Here is a 20,132-nt window from a genome sequence, read left to right on the forward strand (position 1 = left end):
CCACGCGTTCGCGTACGTTGCCGTCAATATTGCAGCTTTATTTATGGTTTATGACGATCAGGTCGGATCATGACCGATTGCTCAGCCAAGTGCCAGCATCGGATAACTGAAGCCCGCGAAGTGCGCCAGGTTGACGCAGGCATGGCAGGCTACCGCAGCCACCAGCCCGCCATGGCGGTACGCCAGGCCGTAACCCACCCCTGCCAGGGTCGCCAGGTAGAACCACTGCCAGCCGCCCCCCAGGTGCGCCAGGCCGAACAGCAGCGCCGCAACCAGCAACGCCAGGCCGTCATGCCTGAACAGACGTTGCAGGCCGCCCTGGATGTAACCGCGAAACAGCAGTTCTTCGGTCAGGCTGACCAGCAGCAGGTTGTTCAACAGCCACAGCCAGGCCTGGTCCGGCCATTTCGGGGCCCAGGCCACCAGCCCCAGGGCCCAGGCGCCGCCCAGGCAGGCGAGCAGGGTCAGTGGCAGTATGGCGAGCAGGCTCAGCGCCAGCCCGCGCCCGCGCAGCACCACCAGCCACGGACAGGCCAGCAGCAACCACAGGCCGATCAGCGGCTTGTCCAGGTTCAGGTACATCGAGAACGGCACCGCGCCTTGGCTGAAGACGGCCTTGTCGATGACCTTGGCGCCATTGAAGCCCGGCAGCCAATGCAGGGCCAGTGCCGCCGCCATGCCGATGAACAGCAGGTGGCCGAGGGTCTGTTGCCAGCGCACCCTGCGCCCTACCAGCAGGGCGATGCACAGCAGGGCGAGCAGGCTGGGCAGGGCAGCCAGGCCGAGGCTGCCGTGGGCCAGTGCGAAGCAGTAGCCGAGGGCCAGCAGGCCCAGCGCGATCCAGTGGGGCAACGACATGCAAAATCCTTGTGGTAGCGAGTCCGGAACTGCTTCGACTGCGCTCGCGCCCTACAGGACACCTGATCAGGAGCCAATAAATGGCCCCTGGCCATGATCACCCCGCAATCAGTTGCCGCAGCACATAGTGCAGGATGCCCCCCGATTTGAAGTACTCCACCTCATTGAGCGTGTCGATCCGGCACAGCACCTCGATCTGCTGCTGTTGCCCATCCTCACGGGTAATACGCACTGGCAGGCTCATCCCCGGGCGGATCTGCGCGTTACTCAGCCCTAGCACATCGATGCGCTCCTTGCCGGTCAGCCCCAGGCGCTTACGGTCGTCACCGGCCTTGAACTGCAGCGGCAACACGCCCATGCCCACCAGGTTGGAGCGGTGGATGCGCTCGAAGCTTTCCGCCAGCACGGCCTTCACCCCCAGCAGGTTGGTGCCCTTGGCCGCCCAGTCGCGGCTGGAGCCGGTGCCGTATTCCTGACCGGCGATCACCACCAGCGGCGTACCTTCCTGCTGGTAGCGCATGGCGGCGTCATAGATCGACAGCTTTTCGCCACTCGGCACATGCAGGGTATTGCCGCCTTCCTCTCCACCGAGCATTTCGTTGCGGATGCGGATATTGGCGAAGGTGCCGCGCATCATCACTTCGTGGTTGCCGCGGCGCGAGCCATAGGAGTTAAAGTCGCGCGGCTCCACACCCTTGTCGCGCAGGTAGCGCCCGGCGGGGCTTTCGGCCTTGATGTTGCCGGCCGGAGAAATATGGTCGGTGGTCACCGAGTCGCCAAGCAGGGCGAGGATGCGCGCCCCTTGCACATCGGTAATCTGCGGCAGCGGGCCGCCAATGTCGTCGAAGAACGGCGGGTGCTGGATGTAGGTGGAATCGTCCTGCCAGACATAGGTGGCCGCCTGGGGTACCTCGATGGCCTGCCACTGGGCGTCACCGGCGAACACTTCGGCGTACTCCTTGTGGAACATGCGCGTGTCGACGTTGCTGACCGCTTCGGCAATCTCCTGCTGGCTGGGCCAGATATCGCGCAGATAGACCGGTTGGCCATCCTTGCCGGTGCCCAGGGCATCCTGGCTCAGGTCCAGGCGCACGCTGCCGGCCAGGGCGTAGGCCACCACCAGCGGTGGCGAGGCCAGCCAGTTGGTTTTCACCAGCGGATGCACCCGGCCCTCGAAGTTGCGGTTGCCCGACAGCACCGAGGCGACCGTCAGGTCGGCGCTGCCGATGGCCTGTTCGATGGCCTCGTCGAGGGGCCCGGAGTTGCCGATGCAGGTGGTGCAGCCATAGCCCACCAGGTCGAAGCCCAGCTGGTCCAGGTAAGGGGTCAGGCCGGCGGCCTTGTAGTAGTCGGTGACCACCTTGGAGCCGGGGGCCAGCGAACTCTTGACCCAGGGCTTGCGCTGCAGGCCCTTTTCCACGGCTTTTTTTGCCACCAGCCCGGCAGCCATCATCACGCTCGGGTTGGAGGTGTTGGTGCACGAGGTGATGGCGGCGATCACCACCGCGCCGTCACGCAGGGTGTGGGTCTGGCCGGCATGCTTGTAATCGATTTCGCCTGCCTGGTCGGCATTGCCCACGGCCACGCCGCCACCGCCTTCGCTTTCCAGGCGACCGACGTCCTTGGCCAGTGGCTTGGGTTGCAGTTCGATGAAGTGGTCGAAGGCCTGGCGAACCTGATTCAGGGCGACCCGGTCCTGCGGGCGCTTGGGGCCGGCCAGGCTGGCTTCGACCTCGTGCATGTCCAGCGCCAGGCTGTCGCTGAACAGCGGTTCCTGGCCGGGCAGGCGCCACAGGCCCTGGGCCTTGCAATAGGCCTCGACCAGTTGCACCGCCTGCTCCGGGCGGCCCGACAGGCGCAGGTAGTCGAGGGTCACCTGGTCGACCGGGAAGAAGCCGCAGGTGGCGCCGTATTCCGGGGCCATGTTGGCGATCGTGGCGCGGTCGGCCAGTGGCAGGTCGGCCAGGCCGTCGCCGTAAAACTCGACGAATTTGCCCACCACACCTTTCTTGCGCAGCATCTGCGTCACGGTCAGCACCAGGTCGGTGGCGGTGATGCCCTCGCGCAGCTTGCCGGTGAGCTTGAAGCCGATCACCTCGGGGATCAGCATCGACACCGGCTGGCCGAGCATCGCCGCCTCGGCTTCGATGCCGCCCACGCCCCAGCCGAGCACGCCCAGGCCGTTGATCATGGTGGTGTGCGAGTCGGTGCCGACCAGGGTGTCGGGGAAGGCGTAGGTGCGCCCGTCCTCGTCGCGGGTCCAGACCGTGCGCCCGAGGTATTCCAGGTTGACCTGGTGGCAGATACCGGTGCCCGGCGGCACCACGCGGAAATTGTCGAAGGCGTTCTGGCCCCAGCGCAGGAACGCGTAGCGCTCGCCATTGCGCTGCATCTCGATGTCGACGTTCTGGGCGAAAGCGGCGGGGCTGGCGTATCGGTCGACCATCACCGAGTGGTCGATCACCAGGTCCACCGGCGACAGCGGATTGATGCGCTGCGGGTCGCCACCGGCCTTGTGCATGGCCGCGCGCATGGCCGCCAGGTCGACCACGGCTGGCACACCGGTGAAGTCCTGCATCAGTACCCGCGCCGGGCGGTACTGGATCTCGCGGTCCGAGCGGCGATCCTTGAGCCACTCGGCCAAGGCGTGCAGATCGTCGCCGGTGACGGTCTTGCCGTCCTCCCAGCGCAGCAGGTTTTCCAGCAGCACTTTCAGCGACATCGGCAGATGTTGCAGGTCGCCCAGCTGGCGGGCGGCTTCGGCGAGGCTGAAATAGTGGTAGGTGTGGTCGGCCACCTTCAGCGACTTGAGGGTTTTCAGGCTATCGAGCGAGGGCATTGACAACTCCTTGTGCTCCGGTGCCCGGCGACTGCCAAAGGATCGCCAGTGTCACCGCTGTGAATCGGTCCGCACGGCACGGACCTGGCTGAACAGTCAGGTTAGCCCCGTTTGCCGGGCCCGACCCTTTTCTGGACCGGTGGGGCGTGTCGCGGGTTCCGATCTTCCTTTATCATTCGCCGCCCGGGCGCACCTTGTGTTGCGCCGGGTCAAGGCTGGCGCCGCCTGCGCCAGTGATGTGGAGTTAGAGATGAATACCCTGTTCATGCATTGCCGGCCCGGCTTCGAGGGCGAGGTCTGCGCCGAAATCAGCGAACACGCCGCCCACCTGGGCGTGGCCGGCTATGCCAAAGGCAAGCCAAACAGTGCCTGCGCCGAATTCGTCTGCAGCGAGCCCGACGGTGCCGCGCGGCTGATGCGTGAAATGCGTTTCGACCAGCTGATCTTCCCGCGCCAGTGGGCGCGCGGCAGCTACATCGAGTTGCCCGAGAGCGACCGCATCAGCGTGCTGCTCGAGCACCTGACCGAGCTGCCGGTGTTCGGCAGCCTGTGGCTGGAGGTGCTCGACACCAACGACGGCAAGGAGCTGTCGACCTTCTGCCGCAAGTTCGAAGTGCCGTTGCGCAAGGCCCTGGAGAAGGCCGGGCGGCTGGTCGACGACGCGCAGCGTCCGCGCCTGCTGTTGACCTTCATCAGTGGCCGGCGGGTATTCCTGGGCCAGGCCGAAGCGGGTAACCAGGCGCTGTGGCCAATGGGCATCCCTCGCCTTAAGTTCCCACGGGAAGCGCCCAGCCGTTCGACCCTCAAGCTGGAAGAAGCCTGGCACCAGTTCATCCCGCGCGAGCAGTGGGACCAGCGCCTGAACGACGACATGACCGGTGTCGATCTGGGGGCTGCGCCCGGTGGCTGGACCTACCAGCTGGTCAAGCGCGGCATGCTGGTCACCGCCATCGACAACGGGCCGATGGCCGAGAGCCTGATGGACACCGGGCTGGTCACGCACCTGATGGCCGACGGCTTTACCTGGAAGCCGAAACAGACCGTTGACTGGATGGTCTGCGACATCGTCGAGAAGCCGGCACGCACCGCGTCGCTGATCGAGACCTGGCTGGGCGAGGGGCTGTGCCGCGAGGCGGTGGTCAACCTCAAGCTGCCGATGAAGCAGCGTCACGCCGAGGTACGCAAGTTGCTCGACCGCATCGAGGAAGGCTTCAAGGCGCGCAAGGTCAAGGTGTCGATCGCCTGCAAGCAGCTGTACCACGACCGCGAGGAAGTGACCTGCCACCTGCGCCGGCTGGATCTGAAACCGCGTTAAGCGGGTTTGCCCGGCCATTGTAGGAGCGGCCTTGTGTCGCGAAAGGGCTGCAGAGCAGCCCCGGCGATTTTTGCGTTCACGCTGAAATCCTGGAGCCGCGCTGCGGCCCGTTCGCGGCGCAAGGCCGCTCCTACAGGCCGCTGTGACTTGCCAGCCCCTTGGAGCACCTCGCCGGATGCGCCACAATGACGATCATTTCGCGGAGCCTTTCATGACCGATTTCACCCCCGACGCCATCCTCGACGCCACCGGCCTGAACTGCCCGGAGCCGGTGATGATGTTGCACCAGCATGTGCGCAACCTGGCCGCCGGCGGCCTGCTCAAGGTGATCGCCACCGACCCCTCGACCCGCCGCGACATCCCCAAGTTCTGCAACTTCCTCGGCCACGAACTGGTCGGCCAGCAGGAAGAGGCCGGCACCTTCCTGTACTGGATCCGCAAGAAGGCCGACTGAGGCCGGCGCGATCAGGCTACACTGCGCTCCCCTGACAGGAGAGCGCCATGCTGATAGTTGCCGACGAAAACATCCCGCTGCTCGATGCCTTCTTTGCCGGTTTCGGCGAGATCCGCCGCTACCCCGGCCGGGCCATCGATGCCGCCTGCGTGAAGGACGCCGACGTGCTGCTGGTGCGCTCGGTGACCCGCGTCGACCGGCAACTGCTTGAAGGCAGCAAGGTGCGCTTCGTGGGCACCTGCACCATCGGTACCGATCACCTCGCCCTCGACTACTTCGCCCAAGCCGGCATCCACTGGAGCAGCGCCCCGGGTTGCAACGCCCGTGGCGTGGTCGATTATGTGCTGGGCAGCTTGCTGACCCTGGCCGAACTCGAGGGTGTCGAGCTGGGCAAGCGGGTCTATGGCGTGGTTGGTGCCGGCGAAGTCGGCGGGCGCCTGGTGCGTGTACTGCATGGCCTGGGCTGGAAGGTGCTGGTGTGCGACCCGCTGCGCCAGGCCCGCGAGGGGGGCGATTTCGTCGACCTTGCGACCATCGTCGAGCAGTGCGACGTGATCAGCCTGCACACGCCGCTGCAGCGTGGTGGTGAACACTCGACCTGGCACCTGCTCGATGAAGCGCACCTGGCGCGCCTGCGCCCCGGCGCCTGGCTGATCAATGCCAGCCGTGGCCCGGTGGTGGACAATGCTGCGCTGCGCGAGCTGCTGCTGGATCGCGAAGACCTGCACGCAGTGCTCGACGTGTGGGAAGGCGAGCCGCAGGTGGACCTGCAACTGGCCGACCTGTGCACCCTGGCCACCCCGCATATCGCCGGCTACAGCCTGGACGGCAAGCAGCGCGGTACGGCGCAGATCTACCAGGCATTCTGTCGCGCGCAGGGTGAGCCCGAGCAGGTACGACTGGCGGACCTGCTGCCGGCACCTGCGCTGGCGCAGATCGAGCTGGATGCCGGCGCCGAGCCGGCCTGGGCGCTGGCCACCCTGTGCCGGGCGGTGTACGACCCGCGCCGTGACGATGCCGATTTCCGTCGCAGCCTGAGCGACGACCCTGCCGAGCAGCGTGCGGCCTTCGACCTGCTGCGCAAGCAGTATCCGGTGCGGCGCGAGATCGAAGGGTTGGCGGTGCGCCTGCGGGGCGAGGCACCGCAGTTGGCGCAGGTGGTGAGTGCGTTGGGCGCGGTGCTGGTTTGACAGCCTGACCGGCAAATAAAAACCCGGCGCGTGCGCCGGGTTCGAAGGAATTCTTGTTTTATTCTTTGCCGACTTTCTTGACCCGGCTTTCTTCCAGGTCCTTGCAGGCTTTCTGGATCATCTGCTCGGTGATCGGCACTTCGCGGCCCTGGCCATCGATGATCGAACCGCAGGCCTGAGGTTGCGGATGCTTCGGGGTCTTGGGCGTCTCATTACCGTGCTGCAAGCTCATGTCCTGTCTCCTCTTCAGGTTCAAGCTCAAACGTACCGCGTTGCCATGACTGGCCTGTGACAGCTGGCGAGGCATGACAGAGCCAGTCCAACAGAAAGCGTGGCAAAGCTCCAGCGGCACCTTAGAACGAAAGGTGATAGGCAGGGCATAAGGCCTTTTTGCCCACGCCGTCCGTTATGTCTGATGCGAGGCCTTCAGAGGTGGATCAGTTCCTGCGAGGTGGACGAGTGGTAGGCTTGGCCCATCTTCCTGCCGAACATGCTCGCCATGCCTGAACCGATTTCTTCCCGCCAGCGTCGTGCCCTGCACCTGGGCTGGCAGTTCCTGCGCCCTTACCGCCGCCAGGCCCTGCTGGCCTTGCTGGCGCTGGTGGTCACCGCCGGCATCACCCTGTCCATGGGCCAGGGCATTCGCTTGCTGGTGGACCAGGGCTTCATGACCGGCTCCATGCACCAGCTCAACCAGACCATCGGCCTGTTCCTGCTGTTGGTGCTGGCCCTGGCCGTGGGGACTTTCGCCCGCTTCTATCTGGTGTCATGGATCGGTGAACGCTGCGTCGCCGACATCCGTCGGGCGGTGTTCGATCATCTGCTGGGGCTGCACCCGGGGTTCTTCGAGGACAACCGCAGCTCGGAGATCCAGTCGCGGCTGACCGCCGATACCACCTTGCTGCAGTCGGTGATCGGCTCGTCCTTGTCGATGTTCCTGCGCAATGCCCTGATGGTGGTGGGCGGGGTGATTCTGCTGTTCGTCACCAACCCCAAGCTCACCAGCATCGTGGTGTTGGCCTTGCCGCTGGTGCTGGCGCCGATCCTGTTGTTCGGCCGGCGGGTGCGCAGCCTGTCGCGGCAAAGCCAGGACCGGGTCGCCGATGTCGGCAGCTATGTCGCCGAGAGCCTCGGGCAGATCAAGACCGTGCAGGCCTACAACCACGAAGCCCGTGACCGCATGCTGTTCGCCGAGACCGTGGAAGCGGCGTTCGGCGTGGCGCGACGGCGCATCGCCCAGCGTGCCTGGCTGATCACCCTGGTGATCGTGCTGGTGCTGGGGGCGGTGGGGGTGATGCTCTGGGTGGGGGGCATGGATGTGATCGCCGGGCGCATCTCCGGCGGGGAACTGGCGGCCTTCGTGTTCTACAGCCTGATCGTCGGCAGTGCCTTCGGCACCTTGAGCGAGGTGATCGGCGAACTGCAGCGGGCAGCGGGTGCCGCCGAGCGTATTGCCGAGCTGCTGGCGGCGCAGAGTGCGATCCTGGCGCCGCGCCAGGCCGTCAGCCTGGCCGGTGGGCGCGCCAGTGGCGCCATCGAGCTGCGCGAAGTGCGCTTCGCCTACCCGTCGCGCCCGGCGGTGGCCGCCATCGACGGCCTGAGCCTGCAGGTGCAGCCCGGCCAGACGGTCGCGTTGGTCGGGCCGTCGGGTGCCGGCAAGTCGACCCTGTTCGACCTGTTGCTGCGCTTCTACGACCCCCAGGGCGGCAGCATCCTGCTCGATGGCCAGCCGATCACCGGCCTGGAGGTGGCCGAGCTGCGCCGCCAGTTCGCCCTGGTGGCCCAGCAACCGGCGTTGTTCCGCGGCACGGTCGAGGCCAACATCCGTTATGGCCGCCCCGAGGCCAGCCAGGCCGAGGTCGAGGCGGCGGCGCGCAGCGCCCATGCCGACGAATTCATCGCCCAGTTGCCGCAGGGTTACCAGACCCGGCTGGGGGAGGGTGGCATTGGGTTGTCCGGCGGCCAGCGCCAGCGCCTGGCGATTGCCCGGGCGCTGCTGGTGGATGCGCCGATCCTGCTGCTGGACGAGGCCACCAGTGCCCTCGATGCCCAGAGCGAGCACTTGATTCAGCAAGCGTTGCCGCAGCTGATGGCCGGGCGCACCACGCTGGTGATCGCCCACCGCCTGGCCACGGTGCAGCATGCCGACCGCATCGCGGTGATCGACCAGGGGCGTCTGGTGGCGGTAGGCACGCACCGCCAGCTGGTGGAAGAAAGCCCGCTGTATGCGCGCCTGGCGGCGCTGCAGTTCAACAATGGCTGAGGCTGTCGCGAGTTTGTAACAATTCTGTAGCAATTGCCTGAGAGTATCTGGCTCAGCTGTTGCGTATGTGCTCGACCTGGCTGCTATCGATCGATGGCAGCTTTTTTTTGGCCTGCGAACGAGGACAAGGATGTCTTTAGTCGGCGGCGCTGTCGTGTCCGCTTCCTTACCTCCTTGTTCCGAGATCCACGATGTTGCGTAAATCCCTCAGAGTGCAAATTCTCACCCTGCTCGGCGGCAGCCTGGCGGCGATGTTGCTGATCGCCCTGGTGTGCTTCCAGTTCCTGTCGTCTAGCGTGCGTGGCTATGCCCAGCTGGTGGATGGGCCCTTGCAGGCCTCGCAGTTGATCGATGAAGCCAACCTGCAGTTCAAGATCCAGGTGCAGGAGTGGAAGAACGTGCTGCTGCGCGGCCGCCAGCCGGCCGAGCTGGACAAGTACTGGCAGCAGTTCCAGGCCCGTGAGCAGCAGGTTCAGGCTCTGCTCGGCCAACTGATCGACAGCAGCGATCCGGCGCTCAAGGCGCGCCTGGAACAGCTCAAGGCCAGCCACCGGCAGTTGGGTGTGGCTTATGAGCAGGGTCGCCAGGCCTTCCTCGCCGCCGGCGGTGATCCGGTGGCCGGCGATGTGGCGGTCAAGGGCGTGGATCGCGCCACCAGCGACCAGATGAGCGCGCTGGTCGAGCAGTTGCGCAGTGACGCCCGTGGCCGTGCGGCCGAAATCAATGCCGACGCCGAGCGCACCGTATGGCTCGGCGTGCTGGTGATGTTGGCGTCGGCCGTGCTGGTCGGGCTGCTGAGCCTGTGGCTGATCAACCGCAGCCTGGTCGAGCCGATTCGCCAGTTGATCGACTATGTCGCCCAGCTCAGCCAGGGCCGCTTCGGTGCGCGGGTCGACAGCCGTCGCGAGGACGAGCTGGGGCGACTGGCGCGTGCCGCCAACACCCTGCGCGACTTCCTTGCCGACACCGTCGGCCGCCTCAAGGACAATGCCGAAGAGCTGGAGAGCGCCAGCGGCCAGCTGCGCAACATCGCCGGCGACATGGCCAGCGGCACCCATGACCAGTTCCAGCGCACCGACCAGGTCGCCACCGCCATGCACGAGATGTCCGCCACCGCCCAGGAAGTCGCGCGCCATGCCGCCGAGGCGGCCCGCGCGGCGGACGACGCCGACCACAGCGCCCAGGCCGGTGAGCAGGTGATGCAGCAGACCATCGATATCATCGGCCTGGTCAACCGCGAGATCGCCGGCACGGCTGCGGTGATTCGCCATCTGGAGAACGACAGCACGCGCATCGGCAAGGTGCTCGAGGTGATCCGCGGCATTGCCGAGCAGACCAACCTGTTGGCGCTTAACGCGGCCATCGAGGCGGCGCGTGCCGGCGAGGCCGGGCGTGGCTTTGCGGTAGTGGCGGACGAGGTGCGCAGCCTGGCCCAGCGCACGGCGGCGTCGATCGCCGAAATCCACCAGATCATCGAAGCGGTGCAGTCGGGCGCGGTAGAGGCGGTCAAGGCCATCGAGAGTGGCCAGCAGCGCAGTGAAGAGGGCGCCGAACAGGTGCAGCAGGCCGGGCAGATGCTGCAGCGCATCACCCTGGCGGTGGAGGCGATCCGCGACATGAACCGGCAGATCGCCACGGCGGCCGAGGAGCAGACCAGCGTTGCCGAAGATATCTCGCGCAACCTGATCGAGATCACCCGTATCGCCACGGCCAACCAACAGGCGGTGCAGCATACCGAGCAGGCCGGGCAACGATTGCACGGGTTGTCGGGGCAGTTGGGCGAGGTCACCTCGCGCCTGACCGCCTGAGGGTGCCATCGCGGGGGAAATCCGCCATCCGGGCGCGATCTTCCCCCTGTCCGTGGCGGTTTGTCGCCATGCGGCCTGATGCCGCCCCCCATGAAATCTGGCTTACAACCGGTTGGCACGCTCTTCGCTATCGAGGCCGCGCTTACATCACAACCGGATAGATCCAATGAAGAAAATCCTGCTGACGCTCCTGTGCCTGGGCGTCATCGGTTGCTCCAAGCCTGCGGAGCCACAAAAGACCGTCGATGTGCTGCTGATCGGCGGCGGCATCATGAGTGCGAGCCTGGGGACCTACCTCACCGAGCTTGAGCCGGGCTGGAAGGTCGACGTCTACGAGCGCATGGAGCAGGTCGCCGAAGAAAGCTCCAACGCCTGGAACAACGCCGGTACCGGTCACTCTGCCTTTTGCGAGCTGAACTACACCAGCGAAGGCAAGGACGGCAGCATCGACATCAGCAAGGCGGTCAACGTCAACGAGCAGTTCGAGGTGTCCAAGCAGTTCTGGGCCTACCAGGTCGAACAGGGCGTGCTGAGCAACCCGCCTTCGTTCATCACCAATGTGCCGCACATGAGCTTCGTCTGGGGTGAGGAGAACATCGCTTTCCTGCACAAGCGCGTGGCGGCGCTGCAGCACAGCTCGCTGTTCCGCGGCATGCAGATCTCCGAAGACCGCGAGCAGATCCGCCAGTGGGCGCCGCTGGTGATGGAAGGGCGTGACCCGGGGCAGAAAGTCGCGGCCACGCGCATGGCCATCGGTACCGATGTGAACTTCGGCGAGATCACCCGCCAGCTGTTCGCATCGATGACCCGCAACCCCAATGTCCAACTGCACCTGGGCCATGAGGTGCGCGACATCGTGCGCAATGAAGACGGCAGCTGGAACGTGGTGGTGGCCGACCTGGCCAACGGCGGCGCGCAGACCAGCGTCAAGGCCAAGTTCGTGTTCATCGGCGCCGGGGGCGGTGCACTCAAGCTGCTGCAGAAATCCGGCATCCCGGAAGCCGACGGCTATGCCGGTTTCCCGGTGGGTGGCCAGTTCCTGATGACCGACAACCCCGACACGGTCGCCCGGCACCAGGCCAAGCTGTACGGCAAGGCGTCGGTCGGTGCGCCACCGATGTCGGTGCCGCACCTCGACACCCGGATGATCGATGGCAAGCAGGTGCTGCTGTTCGGTCCGTTCGCGACCTTCTCCACCAAGTACCTGAAGCACGGCTCGCTGCTGGACATGTTCGCCTCGCTGACTAGCCACAACGTCAGCCCCATGCTGCATGCCGGTATCGACAACATCGACCTGAGCACCTACCTGATGGGCCAGCTGATGTTGAGCTTCGATGACCGCATGGCGGCCCTGCGCGAGTATTTCCCCAACGCCAGGAACGAGGACTGGAAGCTGCTGCAGGCCGGCCAGCGGGTGCAGGTGATCAAGAAGGACCCTGTGCACGGCGGTATCCTGCAGTTCGGCACCGAGGTGGTGGCCGCCGAGGACGGCAGCATCGCCGCGCTGCTGGGCGCGTCGCCCGGCGCCTCGACCGCCGCGCCGATCATGCTGACGGTGCTGGAGAAGACCTTCAAGGACCGCATCAAGAGCCCTGAATGGCAGGCCAAGCTGAAAGCGATCGTGCCGACCTACGGCCAGAAGCTGAACAACGACCTGGCGCTGACCAACAAGACCCGCGAATGGAGCAGTGCACGGCTGCAACTGCTGCATGTGCCGGTGATGCCGGATACGGCGGTGTCGGCTAGGTAATCGCCAATCGCGGGGCAAGCCCGCTCCCACGGTGGGAGCGGGCTTGCCCCGCGATGCGATTCGGGCACAAAAAAGCCCGCACTTGGCGGGCTTTTCGGGGATTTGGTCGGAGAGACAGGATTCGAACCTGCGGCCTTCTCGTCCCGAACGAGACGCGCTACCTGGCTGCGCTACACTCCGATGGCCAAAATGCTACTGCATCGTTTTTTTCAACGCAACCCCTTGTTGCAAAAAGGAGTTGCGTCGAAATGCAGGGGCTGGATCAGAGCTCTTTGACCGTGCGGATCTGGTCTTTGTTGATGCGCGTGCGCTTGCCGTCGAGCTGTTCGAATTCGTAGAAGCCGGAGTCTTCGTCATAGCTCGGGGTATCCACCGCCTGGATCTCGCGGCCATCGTTCAGGGTAATGACGGCTGGCGAGGCGCAGCCGGCGAGGGCGCCCAGGCCCAGGGCAAGCAGGAAAGCGGGAAGGGTCCGTTGGATCATCGTGTTTCTCCTGGTTCGAGTGTGCTTGATGACGTTATGACGCAGGGCGCCTACGCAAGTTCCTTGTCCAGTGCAGCATAGCGCTCAGGCCAGGGCATTGACCGGGAGCAACGGCGGGGCAGCGCTCGGCCGGCCTGTGATATAACAGCGCACATCCCAGTTTCCCTGCGACGGACCCCCATGAAAGCCAAGGCAGATACCCCCTTCGTGCCGTTGAACATCGCTGTACTGACGGTCAGCGACACCCGTACCTTCGATACCGACACCTCCGGCCAGCTGTTCGTCGATCGCCTCACGGCGGCCGGGCATCAGCTCGCCGCCCGGGTGCTGCTCAAGGATGACCTGTACAAGATCCGCGCCCAGGTCGCGACCTGGATCGCCGATGAGCAGGTGCAGGTGGTGTTGATCACCGGCGGTACCGGTTTCACCGGCCGTGACAGCACCCCTGAAGCCGTGGCCTGCCTGCTGGACAAGCAGGTCGAGGGTTTCGGCGAGCTGTTCCGGCAGATCTCGGTGGCCGATATCGGCACCTCGACCGTGCAGTCCCGGGCCTTGGCGGGCCTGGCCAATGGCACCCTGGTGTGCTGCCTGCCGGGTTCGACCAATGCCGTGCGCACCGGCTGGGATGGCATCCTCGCCGAGCAGCTCGACGCCCGCCATCGCCCCTGCAACTTCGTCCCTCACCTGAAACAGGCAGCGGCCTGTGACAGCCGTGGTTGAGGCTGCGCCCGTCCGGCCGTTGATGCCGGTGGAAGAAGCCCTCGAACGCCTGCTGGCGCTGGCCGAGGCCGCGCCGATCGGTGACACCGAAGAAGTGGCGCTGGCCGAGGCCGAAGGCCGCGTGCTGGCGCGTGAGCTGGTAGCCCAGCTCGACCTGCCGCCCTGGCCCAACAGTGCCATGGATGGCTATGCGCTGCGCCTGGCCGATTGGCAGGGTGAGGCGCTGCCAGTGAGCCAGCGCATTTTCGCTGGCCACGCACCGCAGCCCCTGCAGCCAGGCACCTGTGCGCGGATCTTCACCGGTGCGCCATTGCCTGAAGGGGCCGATTGCGTCGAGATGCAGGAAAACGCCGAAGTGCTGGAGGATGGCCGGGTGCGCTTCCTCGAACCGCTGGCCATCGACCAGAACGTGCGCCCCAAAGGCCAGGAGACCCGTGTCGGCGAGCCGGTGATGAGCGCCGGCACACGTCTGGGGCCGATCCAGTTGGGCCTGGCGGCGACCCTGGGTTTTGCTCGCCTCGACGTGGTGCGCCGGCCCAGGGTGGCGGTGCTGTCCACCGGCGACGAACTGGTCGAGCCCGGCTTGCCGCTGGGCCCGGGGCAGATCTACAACAGCAATCGGCGCTTGCTGGTCAGCTGGTTGCAGCGCCTGGGTTGTGAAGTGGTGGATGCCGGCATTCTGGCTGACGACCTTGAGCGCACCCGCCAATGCCTGGCCGGTCTGGGCAATGTCGACCTGATCCTGTCCACCGGCGGCGTGTCGGTGGGTGAGGCCGACTACCTTGGCCTGGCCCTGCGCGAAGCCGGTGAGCTGGTGTTGTGGAAGCTGGCGATCAAGCCGGGCAAGCCCCTGACCTTCGGTCACTACCAGGGCGTACCGGTGATCGGCCTGCCGGGCAATCCCGCTTCGACCCTGGTCACGTTCGGCCTGCTGGCCCGTCCGTACCTGCTGCGCCGTCAGGGCGTGGCCGATGTCGCACCGCTGCGCTTCAGCGTGCCAGCGGGTTTCGACTGGCCCAAGCCGGGCAATCGTCGGGAATACCTGAGGGCGCGCATCGAAGACGGCCAGGTACGCATCTACAAGAACCAGAGCTCCGGGGTGCTGCGCAGCGCTGCCTGGGCCGAAGGGGTGGTGGAGGTGCGTGAGGGCAGCACGCCGCGCCAAGGCGAGCTGGTGCCGTTCATTCCCTTCAGTGAGCTACTCGGCTAGCACTTCACCGCTGGGCGATGCGCCCGCAGGGGCCAGCTGGGTCAGGCGAATGTGCACGCTTTCCAGCTGTTGCGCCGCGACACTCCAGTCGTGGCGCTGGCGGGCGAACTGGCGGCCGGCTTCACCCAGTTGGGCCATGCGCCAGGGTTGGTTGAGCAGTTGGGTGATCAACAAGGCCAACTGGCCGCTGTCGTCGCTGCCCAGATAGTGCTCGCCATTGTTGGCCGCCAGCCCCGAAACGCCCTTGCCGGTGCTGATCACCGGCAGGCCCGCGGCCATCGCTTCGAGGATTTTCACCTTTGAGCCGCCGGCATAGCGCAGCGGTGCGAAGAACAGCGCCGAGCGCCGTTGCACTTCGCGCAGGTCGGGGCGGTAGCCGACCCACTCGATGCGCGGGTCGTTCCAATGCAGTTTCCAGCTGGCCGGCAGCGCATGCCCGGCAATGGCCAGGCGTACGGCCGGATTGCTCATCCACACCTGTGGCAGGATTTCTTCCAGGGCCCACTCGATGGCCTCGAGGTTCGCCCCGTACTCGAAGTTGCCGACGAATAGCAGGCGCTGACTGTGGGGGCACGGCCGGACAGCTTCGAAGTAGTCGCAATCGACACCATTGACCACCACGTTGACCGCTCGCCCGCTGATCTGCTCGATCAGTTCGGCATCGTGGTTACTGACCGCCACCACTTCGCTGGGTTGACGCAGCACGCGCTGCTCCCAGCGGCGATAGCGCCAGCGGTCGAAGGCATTGAAGGGGCGCAGCCACAGCGGCAGGCGGTCGTGGCAGGCGCCGCCCATCACCGATTCAAGGAAATGTTCGCTGAGCATGAAGGGCAGGCCACGGGCCTGCAGGGCCTTTTCGAAGGGCTGGAAACCGTAGCTGTGCTCGACCTGGATGACATCCCAGGGTTCGTCCAGCAACTGCTCGAAGCGATGCCGCAGGCACGGTGCCAGGCCATTGACGATCGCTCGCATGGGGTAGTCGATGATCGGTGAGGCCAGCAGGTTCAGTGGGCTGTGCAGCGGGCGCCGGGGCAGCACGATCAGGCGTTCGAGCAAGGGCTCCAGGGCCTCGCGCGCGGCATCGCCCAGCGGCACCTTGGACTGCACCAGCAAGGTGATCCGGTGACCACGCTGCGCCAGTTGGCGCAGCAGGTGATATTGCCGGGTCTTGCTGCCGCTGGTGGTTGGCCAGGGCAGGTAGGGCAGGGTCCAGAGTATGCGCATGAGCCGGATTCCTCGTTGCGTGGCCGGTTATCGGCCCTGGAAGCCAAGACGCGCCCGCTGGCAGTCAACCGATGGCGACTGCCGGGGCGCGTCCATAGATATCAGTAAAGCGTACGATGCCGTCCTCGCCCAGGTGCTCGCCGCTCTGCACTTCGAACATCACCAGGTTGAAGACGCCGGGTTTGGGCATGGCTTCACGGGAAGCCGACCACAATCGTGTGCCAGCACCGCCAGCGACGATAAAAGGGGTCAGAACGCACATAGTCATAGCCTCTACTCAGGGCGCTGTGTGGCAGCGCAGCGAACGGAAATCACGACCTGTCAGGCATCTGGCGGCAAAAAGTCAATAAAATGACTTTCGTTGTTTGTGTTGTCATTGATGGCCAAATATTTGTCGAATCATGCGCCCGTATGCTTGGGCTTTCAATGTCAATTGTGTGAAGTCAGCTTTAATCGCTTAACTCAGGGAGCAATCTCAGGTTGATGGTGGTCGAGATTGCGGTAGGGCTTTTCCATGGAGAACAACGATGAACGAGCGCAAGGCATTGCTGATCCTGCATGGCAAGCAGGCGACCAACGACGAGGTGCGCGAGGCCGTGGGCCAACTGCGTGAGCGCGGCTGGCAACTTGACGTGCGCCTCACCTGGGAGGCCGGCGACGCCCGGCGCCTGGTCGAGGAGGCGCAGGCTGCTGGCTATCCGCTGGTGGTGGCAGGGGGGGGTGATGGCACCTTGCGTGACGTGGCCGAGGCTGTGGCGCAGGGAGCCGCCGACACTCGGCCAAACCTGGCGTTGCTACCCCTTGGTACGGCCAATGACTTCGCCAGGGCCGCCGGCGTGCCGCTGGAGCCGGCGGCGGCACTTGCGCTGCTGGACGCGCCGGCGCAGTCGATTGATTTGGGTCAGGTGGGCGACCAGTTGTTCCTCAACATGGCGACCGGCGGCTTTGGCAGCCAGGTCACCGCCAATACCTCGGAGGACCTCAAGAAAGTGCTGGGGGCGGCGGCCTACCTGTTCACCGGCCTGTCGCGCTTCAGTGAGTTGCAGGCCGCCTCGGTCAGCTTGCACGGGCCGGGTTTCGAGTGGCAGGGCGAGCTGCTGGCGCTGGGCATCGGCAACGGGCGCCAGGCTGGTGGCGGGCATGTGCTCTGCCCGGACGCCAAGGCTGACGATGGCCTGCTGGACATCGGTATCCTGCCGGCGCCGCAGGAAATGGTGGGGGCTTTGCGTGGTCTGCTGGCGGGGGAGGAACTGTTCGTGCGGGCGCGGCTGCCATGGGTGGAGATCAAGTGTGCACAAGGCCTGGACATCAATCTCGACGGCGAGCCGCTGCAGGCCGACAGCCTGCGTTTCGAGGCCGTGCCCCGGGCACTGCGCCTGCATCTGCCGGCGGATTCGCCGTTGCTCAGTCGTCCAGGCTGATGATCTTTTCGCGCACGGCGAACAGCACCAGGCCTGCCACGTCGTAGATCTGCAGACGTTTCATGATTTGCGAACGGTGGGTTTCCACGGTCTTGATCGACAACCCCAGGCCATTGGCGATCTCGCGGGTAGATTTGCCGCGCACGATCAGGCGCAGGATCTCCAGCTGGCGAGCGGTCAGGTTGTGGCGCTCTTCGCTGGGTGGCTTGCCGCTCTGAGCGCGCAGCAGCGCCTGGTTGATCACGGTATGGGCGATGGCCGGGCTCAGATAACGCTCGTTGTTGCGCAGTGCGGCGAGGGCCTGTTCCAGCTCGGTGGCGCTGGTGTCCTTGAGCAGGTAGCCATGGGCGCCGCTTTCAAGGGCGCGCATGATCAGGTCGGGGTCGGTGTGCATGGACAGCATCAGTACCTTGCAATCGCAACCGTTTGCGCGTAGCTGCGCAAGCGCGTCCAGACCGCTGGTCGAGCGCATGGATATGTCCAGCAGGACAATGTCCGGCGCCAGTCGCTGGACCTGCTCCAGCAACTGGCCGCCATCCTCGACTTCGCCGACCACCAGGTAGTCGGGCAGGTCCGATACCAGGGCGCGCACACCGGCGCGAATCAGCGAATGGTCGTCTACCAGCAGCAATCTACACGTCATGATGGGGGGAGGTCCTGGCTCGTTCCTGGCTGCGTGGCGGCCACGGGAACAGGGCGTCGATCTGGCAGCCTTGGCCTGGCTGGCTGTTGACGGTCAGGCTGCCTTGCAGGGCGGTGGCCCGCTCCTGCATGCCAGCCATGCCGCGTTGGCCAGCCTCGGCCGGGTATTGGGCGGGCACGAAGCCGCAGCCATCGTCCTGAATCGACAGGGCAAGGCCTGGCGGTGTGCGTTGCAGGCGAATCAGCAGGTTGCGGGCGTTGGCATGGCGCAGCACGTTGGTGACCGCTTCCTGGGTGATGCGGAATGCCGCCATGGAGACCTCCTCGCTGATGCCGCCCAGGCGCTGGTGGCAGTCCAGGCTCCAGTGCAGGTCGCTGCTGTGCAAGGTGCTCTGCAGGTGCGCGCGCAGGCTGGCCTCAAGCCCCAGGCTAGCCAGTTGCCGCGGGTTGAGGAGGGCGGACAGGTCGCGAACGTTGCTCAAGGTATGGTCCAGGGTACTGCGCAGGGTCGTGCACTGGGCCTGCAACTGCTCGGGGATCCGGCGTTGCAGCCAGTCGAGCTGCAGCTTGGCAGCGGTCAACAACTGGCCGATATCGTCGTGCAGTTCTCGGCTCAGGTGCTGGCGCTCGCTCTCCTGCACTTTGAGCATGCGGTCGGCAAGCTCCGCCGGGCGCAAGCTGATCGAATGCGCGCCGTGGCGCAATTGCCAGGCAACGCCGAGCATCGCCAGTACCTGTACTAGCAGCAGGCTGCCGGGCAATGGTTGCGCTTGCCAGTAGAAAAGCAGGTTGGCTGCCAGTGAGGCCAGGCACAACAGCGCGGTTGCCCAACGCAGCAGGGCGATGCTAGAGCGGCAGCGCTGGAAAAACGTCAAGCCTGGGAACATAGGGAGGGATGCCAATAAATTATTGCTGTTGGAGGCGTTACACAGGTTTGGCCAGAGGTTTGGCGTCCCGTTTTCAAGTAAGCATCGGGCTCGAATGCAAATGCCCGGTATCGACGGAGCACGCGTTCGAATGCACGCATGTTAACACTTCGGTTTGCTTTGGTCGCGGGGGTGCAACTGCTTGAAAGCTCAGAATTCACTGGCTATTGCGAAGTATCCGTGCAATCCGCAGGCTGGCACAGTGCCGCAGCCGCTGTGCGAGGGCGAGGGGGTAAGTGCAACTAAGGTAAACCCTGACGTGCAGATTCTGGGCAACTTGTGCAACTTTGCAAGTTGGACGATGGTCTCGCTTAGTTGCAACGCAAGAGCAGCCTGTTAGTTGTCGGTCGTGGCGGTTTTAACATTACAGGTCGGCATGCGCCGACGTGCAGTTGGCGTCGCTGCCCAGGCCGGGCACGCACGGTTGCCCAAGTGCACTGGCCAGTTCGTTCAGCAGCAGATGTTGTTCTTCGCTGTCCAGGCCCAGGCGGCCGGTGAGCGGGTCGACCAGCTCCAATTGCCACGCCAGCAGGGTCAGGCACGCTGCCAGTGCCGGCAATGACTTGCCCTGCAGGTGTCGCTGCCGGCAGGCAGGGGCGAGCAGCTGTTGCAGGGTGCGGGTGTAGTGCGCCACTTCAAGCAGGCCAAGGGTGTCGGCGCGCAGTGCCAGCAGGTCAAGGCTTTCGTCAAGGCAGTGGCAGGCGTCGGGGTCGTTGCCGATCAATTCGAGGTGCTGCAGGCATTCCTGTGCCTTGCTCAGCAGGGTTTGCGCATCCAGCAGGAAGCCCTGCAGGACGCTGCTGGGCAGCGGTGCGTTATCCATCAGGTCACTCCAGCGTGCAGGGCTAGAGCAGGGGTGGGCCATACCTGGACGATCGCGAGCAAAAGCCTGACTCCATTCATGCATTGAGAATGGCGTCACATTAATGGCTAAAGGATATTGCGAACATCAGGTTGCACCCGATTGCGGGTAGGGGTTTCCCTGATGAAGATATGGGCGAATGCTTCGTTGCGGGGTTGTCTTGCAG

At 65.2% G+C, this 20,132-nt stretch carries 18 protein-coding genes, 1 tRNA gene and 1 pseudogene; 10 read left to right on the plus strand and 10 right to left on the minus strand.

Going from position 1 to position 20,132, the window contains the following annotated elements:
* Positions 1 to 81: 81 nt before the first annotated feature.
* Positions 82 to 858 (minus strand): CPBP family intramembrane glutamic endopeptidase, encoded by a 777-nt coding sequence (locus tag RTH46_RS11790; protein WP_316905752.1) that lies wholly within the window; start codon positions 856 to 858, stop codon positions 82 to 84.
* Between the two features lie 97 nt (positions 859 to 955).
* Positions 956 to 3,697, minus strand: coding sequence for an aconitate hydratase AcnA (acnA, locus tag RTH46_RS11795; RefSeq protein WP_316905753.1), 2,742 nt, complete (start codon positions 3,695 to 3,697; stop codon positions 956 to 958).
* A gap of 250 nt (positions 3,698 to 3,947) precedes the next feature.
* Between acnA and rlmM the strand changes: the two genes are divergently transcribed.
* The 3 genes from rlmM to pdxB all read left to right on the plus strand — a co-directional run bounded on the left by rlmM (position 3,948) and on the right by pdxB (position 6,656).
* The gene (gene rlmM, locus RTH46_RS11800) at positions 3,948 to 5,012 is read left to right on the plus strand and encodes a 23S rRNA (cytidine(2498)-2'-O)-methyltransferase RlmM (protein ID WP_316905754.1); all 1,065 of its coding nucleotides are present in this window, start codon (positions 3,948 to 3,950) and stop codon (positions 5,010 to 5,012) included.
* Positions 5,013 to 5,223: 211 nt separating this feature from the next.
* Positions 5,224 to 5,466 carry a sulfurtransferase TusA gene (gene tusA, locus RTH46_RS11805; protein WP_153785150.1) on the plus strand — a complete coding sequence of 81 codons (243 nt, stop codon included), beginning with the start codon at positions 5,224 to 5,226 and terminating at the stop codon, positions 5,464 to 5,466.
* A 47-nt stretch (positions 5,467 to 5,513) separates the two neighbouring features.
* Positions 5,514 to 6,656, plus strand: a complete 1,143-nt coding sequence (gene pdxB / locus RTH46_RS11810; protein WP_153785149.1) for a 4-phosphoerythronate dehydrogenase PdxB — start codon at positions 5,514 to 5,516, stop codon at positions 6,654 to 6,656.
* A 58-nt stretch (positions 6,657 to 6,714) separates the two neighbouring features.
* Here pdxB and RTH46_RS11815 read toward each other — a convergent pair whose 3' ends face one another.
* A complete protein-coding gene (locus RTH46_RS11815) occupies positions 6,715 to 6,888 on the minus strand; it encodes a PA1571 family protein (RefSeq protein ID WP_178125738.1) in 174 nt (57 codons plus the stop codon).
* Positions 6,889 to 7,155: 267 nt separating this feature from the next.
* Here RTH46_RS11815 and RTH46_RS11820 point away from each other — a divergent pair, with 267 nt between their 5' ends.
* From RTH46_RS11820 to mqo, 4 genes and pseudogenes are all read left to right on the plus strand, one after another.
* Complete coding sequence (locus RTH46_RS11820) at positions 7,156 to 8,919, plus strand: ABC transporter transmembrane domain-containing protein (RefSeq protein ID WP_316905755.1); 1,764 nt, start codon at positions 7,156 to 7,158, stop codon at positions 8,917 to 8,919.
* A gap of 764 nt (positions 8,920 to 9,683) precedes the next feature.
* Positions 9,684 to 9,794: pseudogene (locus RTH46_RS26280) on the plus strand (hypothetical protein); the annotation flags it as partial.
* Positions 9,795 to 10,022: 228 nt separating this feature from the next.
* A complete protein-coding gene (locus tag RTH46_RS26285; RefSeq protein WP_374045882.1) occupies positions 10,023 to 10,727 on the plus strand; it encodes a methyl-accepting chemotaxis protein in 705 nt (234 codons plus the stop codon).
* 166 nt (positions 10,728 to 10,893) lie between these two features.
* Positions 10,894 to 12,477 (plus strand): malate dehydrogenase (quinone), encoded by a 1,584-nt coding sequence (gene mqo / locus RTH46_RS11830; RefSeq protein WP_153785146.1) that lies wholly within the window; start codon positions 10,894 to 10,896, stop codon positions 12,475 to 12,477.
* Positions 12,478 to 12,580: 103 nt separating this feature from the next.
* Here the strand turns inward: mqo and RTH46_RS11835 are convergent.
* Positions 12,581 to 12,657, minus strand: a tRNA-Pro gene (locus tag RTH46_RS11835).
* 82 nt (positions 12,658 to 12,739) lie between these two features.
* The gene (locus RTH46_RS11840) at positions 12,740 to 12,961 is read right to left on the minus strand and encodes a YgdI/YgdR family lipoprotein (RefSeq protein WP_110993561.1); all 222 of its coding nucleotides are present in this window, start codon (positions 12,959 to 12,961) and stop codon (positions 12,740 to 12,742) included.
* Between the two features lie 180 nt (positions 12,962 to 13,141).
* Here RTH46_RS11840 and moaB point away from each other — a divergent pair, with 180 nt between their 5' ends.
* Both moaB and glp read left to right on the plus strand, forming a co-directional pair.
* The gene (gene moaB, locus RTH46_RS11845; protein ID WP_153785145.1) at positions 13,142 to 13,681 is read left to right on the plus strand and encodes a molybdenum cofactor biosynthesis protein B; all 540 of its coding nucleotides are present in this window, start codon (positions 13,142 to 13,144) and stop codon (positions 13,679 to 13,681) included.
* Positions 13,682 to 13,703: 22 nt separating this feature from the next.
* Positions 13,704 to 14,891: a gephyrin-like molybdotransferase Glp gene (gene glp, locus RTH46_RS11850; protein WP_178125740.1), complete on the plus strand. Its 1,188-nt coding sequence runs from the start codon at positions 13,704 to 13,706 to the stop codon at positions 14,889 to 14,891.
* On the opposite strand, the gene RTH46_RS11855 is transcribed toward glp, so the two are convergent.
* Together RTH46_RS11855 and RTH46_RS26290 are read right to left on the minus strand one after the other, a co-directional pair.
* Positions 14,880 to 16,115 (minus strand): glycosyltransferase family 4 protein, encoded by a 1,236-nt coding sequence (locus RTH46_RS11855; protein ID WP_153785143.1) that lies wholly within the window; start codon positions 16,113 to 16,115, stop codon positions 14,880 to 14,882. The two genes, glp and RTH46_RS11855, sit on opposite strands and share 12 nt — an antisense overlap.
* Positions 16,116 to 16,179: 64 nt before the next feature.
* On the minus strand, positions 16,180 to 16,383 hold the full coding sequence (locus tag RTH46_RS26290) for a hypothetical protein (protein WP_410478565.1): 204 nt from the start codon (positions 16,381 to 16,383) through the stop codon (positions 16,180 to 16,182).
* A gap of 259 nt (positions 16,384 to 16,642) precedes the next feature.
* Here RTH46_RS26290 and yegS point away from each other — a divergent pair, with 259 nt between their 5' ends.
* Positions 16,643 to 17,536, plus strand: coding sequence for a lipid kinase YegS (gene yegS / locus RTH46_RS11865; protein ID WP_316905756.1), 894 nt, complete (start codon positions 16,643 to 16,645; stop codon positions 17,534 to 17,536).
* Here yegS and RTH46_RS11870 read toward each other — a convergent pair.
* From RTH46_RS11870 to RTH46_RS11880, 3 genes are all read right to left on the minus strand, one after another.
* Positions 17,520 to 18,179 (minus strand): response regulator, encoded by a 660-nt coding sequence (locus RTH46_RS11870; RefSeq protein ID WP_153785141.1) that lies wholly within the window; start codon positions 18,177 to 18,179, stop codon positions 17,520 to 17,522. The genes yegS and RTH46_RS11870 overlap by 17 nt on opposite strands.
* Entirely contained in the window at positions 18,169 to 19,065 is an 897-nt protein-coding gene (locus tag RTH46_RS11875; protein WP_153785140.1) for a sensor histidine kinase, read from the minus strand. The genes RTH46_RS11870 and RTH46_RS11875 overlap by 11 nt, the downstream gene beginning before the upstream one ends.
* Before the next feature lie 403 nt (positions 19,066 to 19,468).
* On the minus strand, positions 19,469 to 19,927 hold the full coding sequence (locus RTH46_RS11880) for a histidine kinase (RefSeq protein ID WP_316905757.1): 459 nt from the start codon (positions 19,925 to 19,927) through the stop codon (positions 19,469 to 19,471).
* Between the last annotated feature and the right edge of the window lie 205 nt (positions 19,928 to 20,132).

Origin of the sequence: Pseudomonas sp. zfem004 (genome assembly GCF_032621715.1) — a bacterium.
GTDB classification, from domain to species: domain Bacteria; phylum Pseudomonadota; class Gammaproteobacteria; order Pseudomonadales; family Pseudomonadaceae; genus Aquipseudomonas; species Aquipseudomonas sichuanensis.

Bases quoted from the DNA above. Each gene is read 5' to 3' on its own strand.
- RTH46_RS11790 (WP_316905752.1), bottom strand. From the start codon at position 858: ATGTCGTTGCCCCACTGGATCGCGCTGGGCCTGCTGGCCCTCGGCTAC.
- acnA (WP_316905753.1), bottom strand. From the start codon at position 3,697: ATGCCCTCGCTCGATAGCCTGAAAACCCTCAAGTCGCTGAAGGTGGCC.
- rlmM (WP_316905754.1), top strand. From the start codon at position 3,948: ATGAATACCCTGTTCATGCATTGCCGGCCCGGCTTCGAGGGCGAGGTC.
- tusA (WP_153785150.1), top strand. From the start codon at position 5,224: ATGACCGATTTCACCCCCGACGCCATCCTCGACGCCACCGGCCTGAAC.
- pdxB (WP_153785149.1), top strand. From the start codon at position 5,514: ATGCTGATAGTTGCCGACGAAAACATCCCGCTGCTCGATGCCTTCTTT.
- RTH46_RS11815 (WP_178125738.1), bottom strand. From the start codon at position 6,888: ATGAGCTTGCAGCACGGTAATGAGACGCCCAAGACCCCGAAGCATCCG.
- RTH46_RS11820 (WP_316905755.1), top strand. From the start codon at position 7,156: ATGCCTGAACCGATTTCTTCCCGCCAGCGTCGTGCCCTGCACCTGGGC.
- RTH46_RS26285 (WP_374045882.1), top strand. From the start codon at position 10,023: ATGTCCGCCACCGCCCAGGAAGTCGCGCGCCATGCCGCCGAGGCGGCC.
- mqo (WP_153785146.1), top strand. From the start codon at position 10,894: ATGAAGAAAATCCTGCTGACGCTCCTGTGCCTGGGCGTCATCGGTTGC.
- RTH46_RS11840 (WP_110993561.1), bottom strand. From the start codon at position 12,961: ATGATCCAACGGACCCTTCCCGCTTTCCTGCTTGCCCTGGGCCTGGGC.
- moaB (WP_153785145.1), top strand. From the start codon at position 13,142: ATGAAAGCCAAGGCAGATACCCCCTTCGTGCCGTTGAACATCGCTGTA.
- glp (WP_178125740.1), top strand. From the start codon at position 13,704: ATGCCGGTGGAAGAAGCCCTCGAACGCCTGCTGGCGCTGGCCGAGGCC.
- RTH46_RS11855 (WP_153785143.1), bottom strand. From the start codon at position 16,115: ATGCGCATACTCTGGACCCTGCCCTACCTGCCCTGGCCAACCACCAGC.
- RTH46_RS26290 (WP_410478565.1), bottom strand. From the start codon at position 16,383: ATGACTATGTGCGTTCTGACCCCTTTTATCGTCGCTGGCGGTGCTGGC.
- yegS (WP_316905756.1), top strand. From the start codon at position 16,643: ATGAACGAGCGCAAGGCATTGCTGATCCTGCATGGCAAGCAGGCGACC.
- RTH46_RS11870 (WP_153785141.1), bottom strand. From the start codon at position 18,179: ATGACGTGTAGATTGCTGCTGGTAGACGACCATTCGCTGATTCGCGCC.
- RTH46_RS11875 (WP_153785140.1), bottom strand. From the start codon at position 19,065: ATGTTCCCAGGCTTGACGTTTTTCCAGCGCTGCCGCTCTAGCATCGCC.
- RTH46_RS11880 (WP_316905757.1), bottom strand. From the start codon at position 19,927: ATGGATAACGCACCGCTGCCCAGCAGCGTCCTGCAGGGCTTCCTGCTG.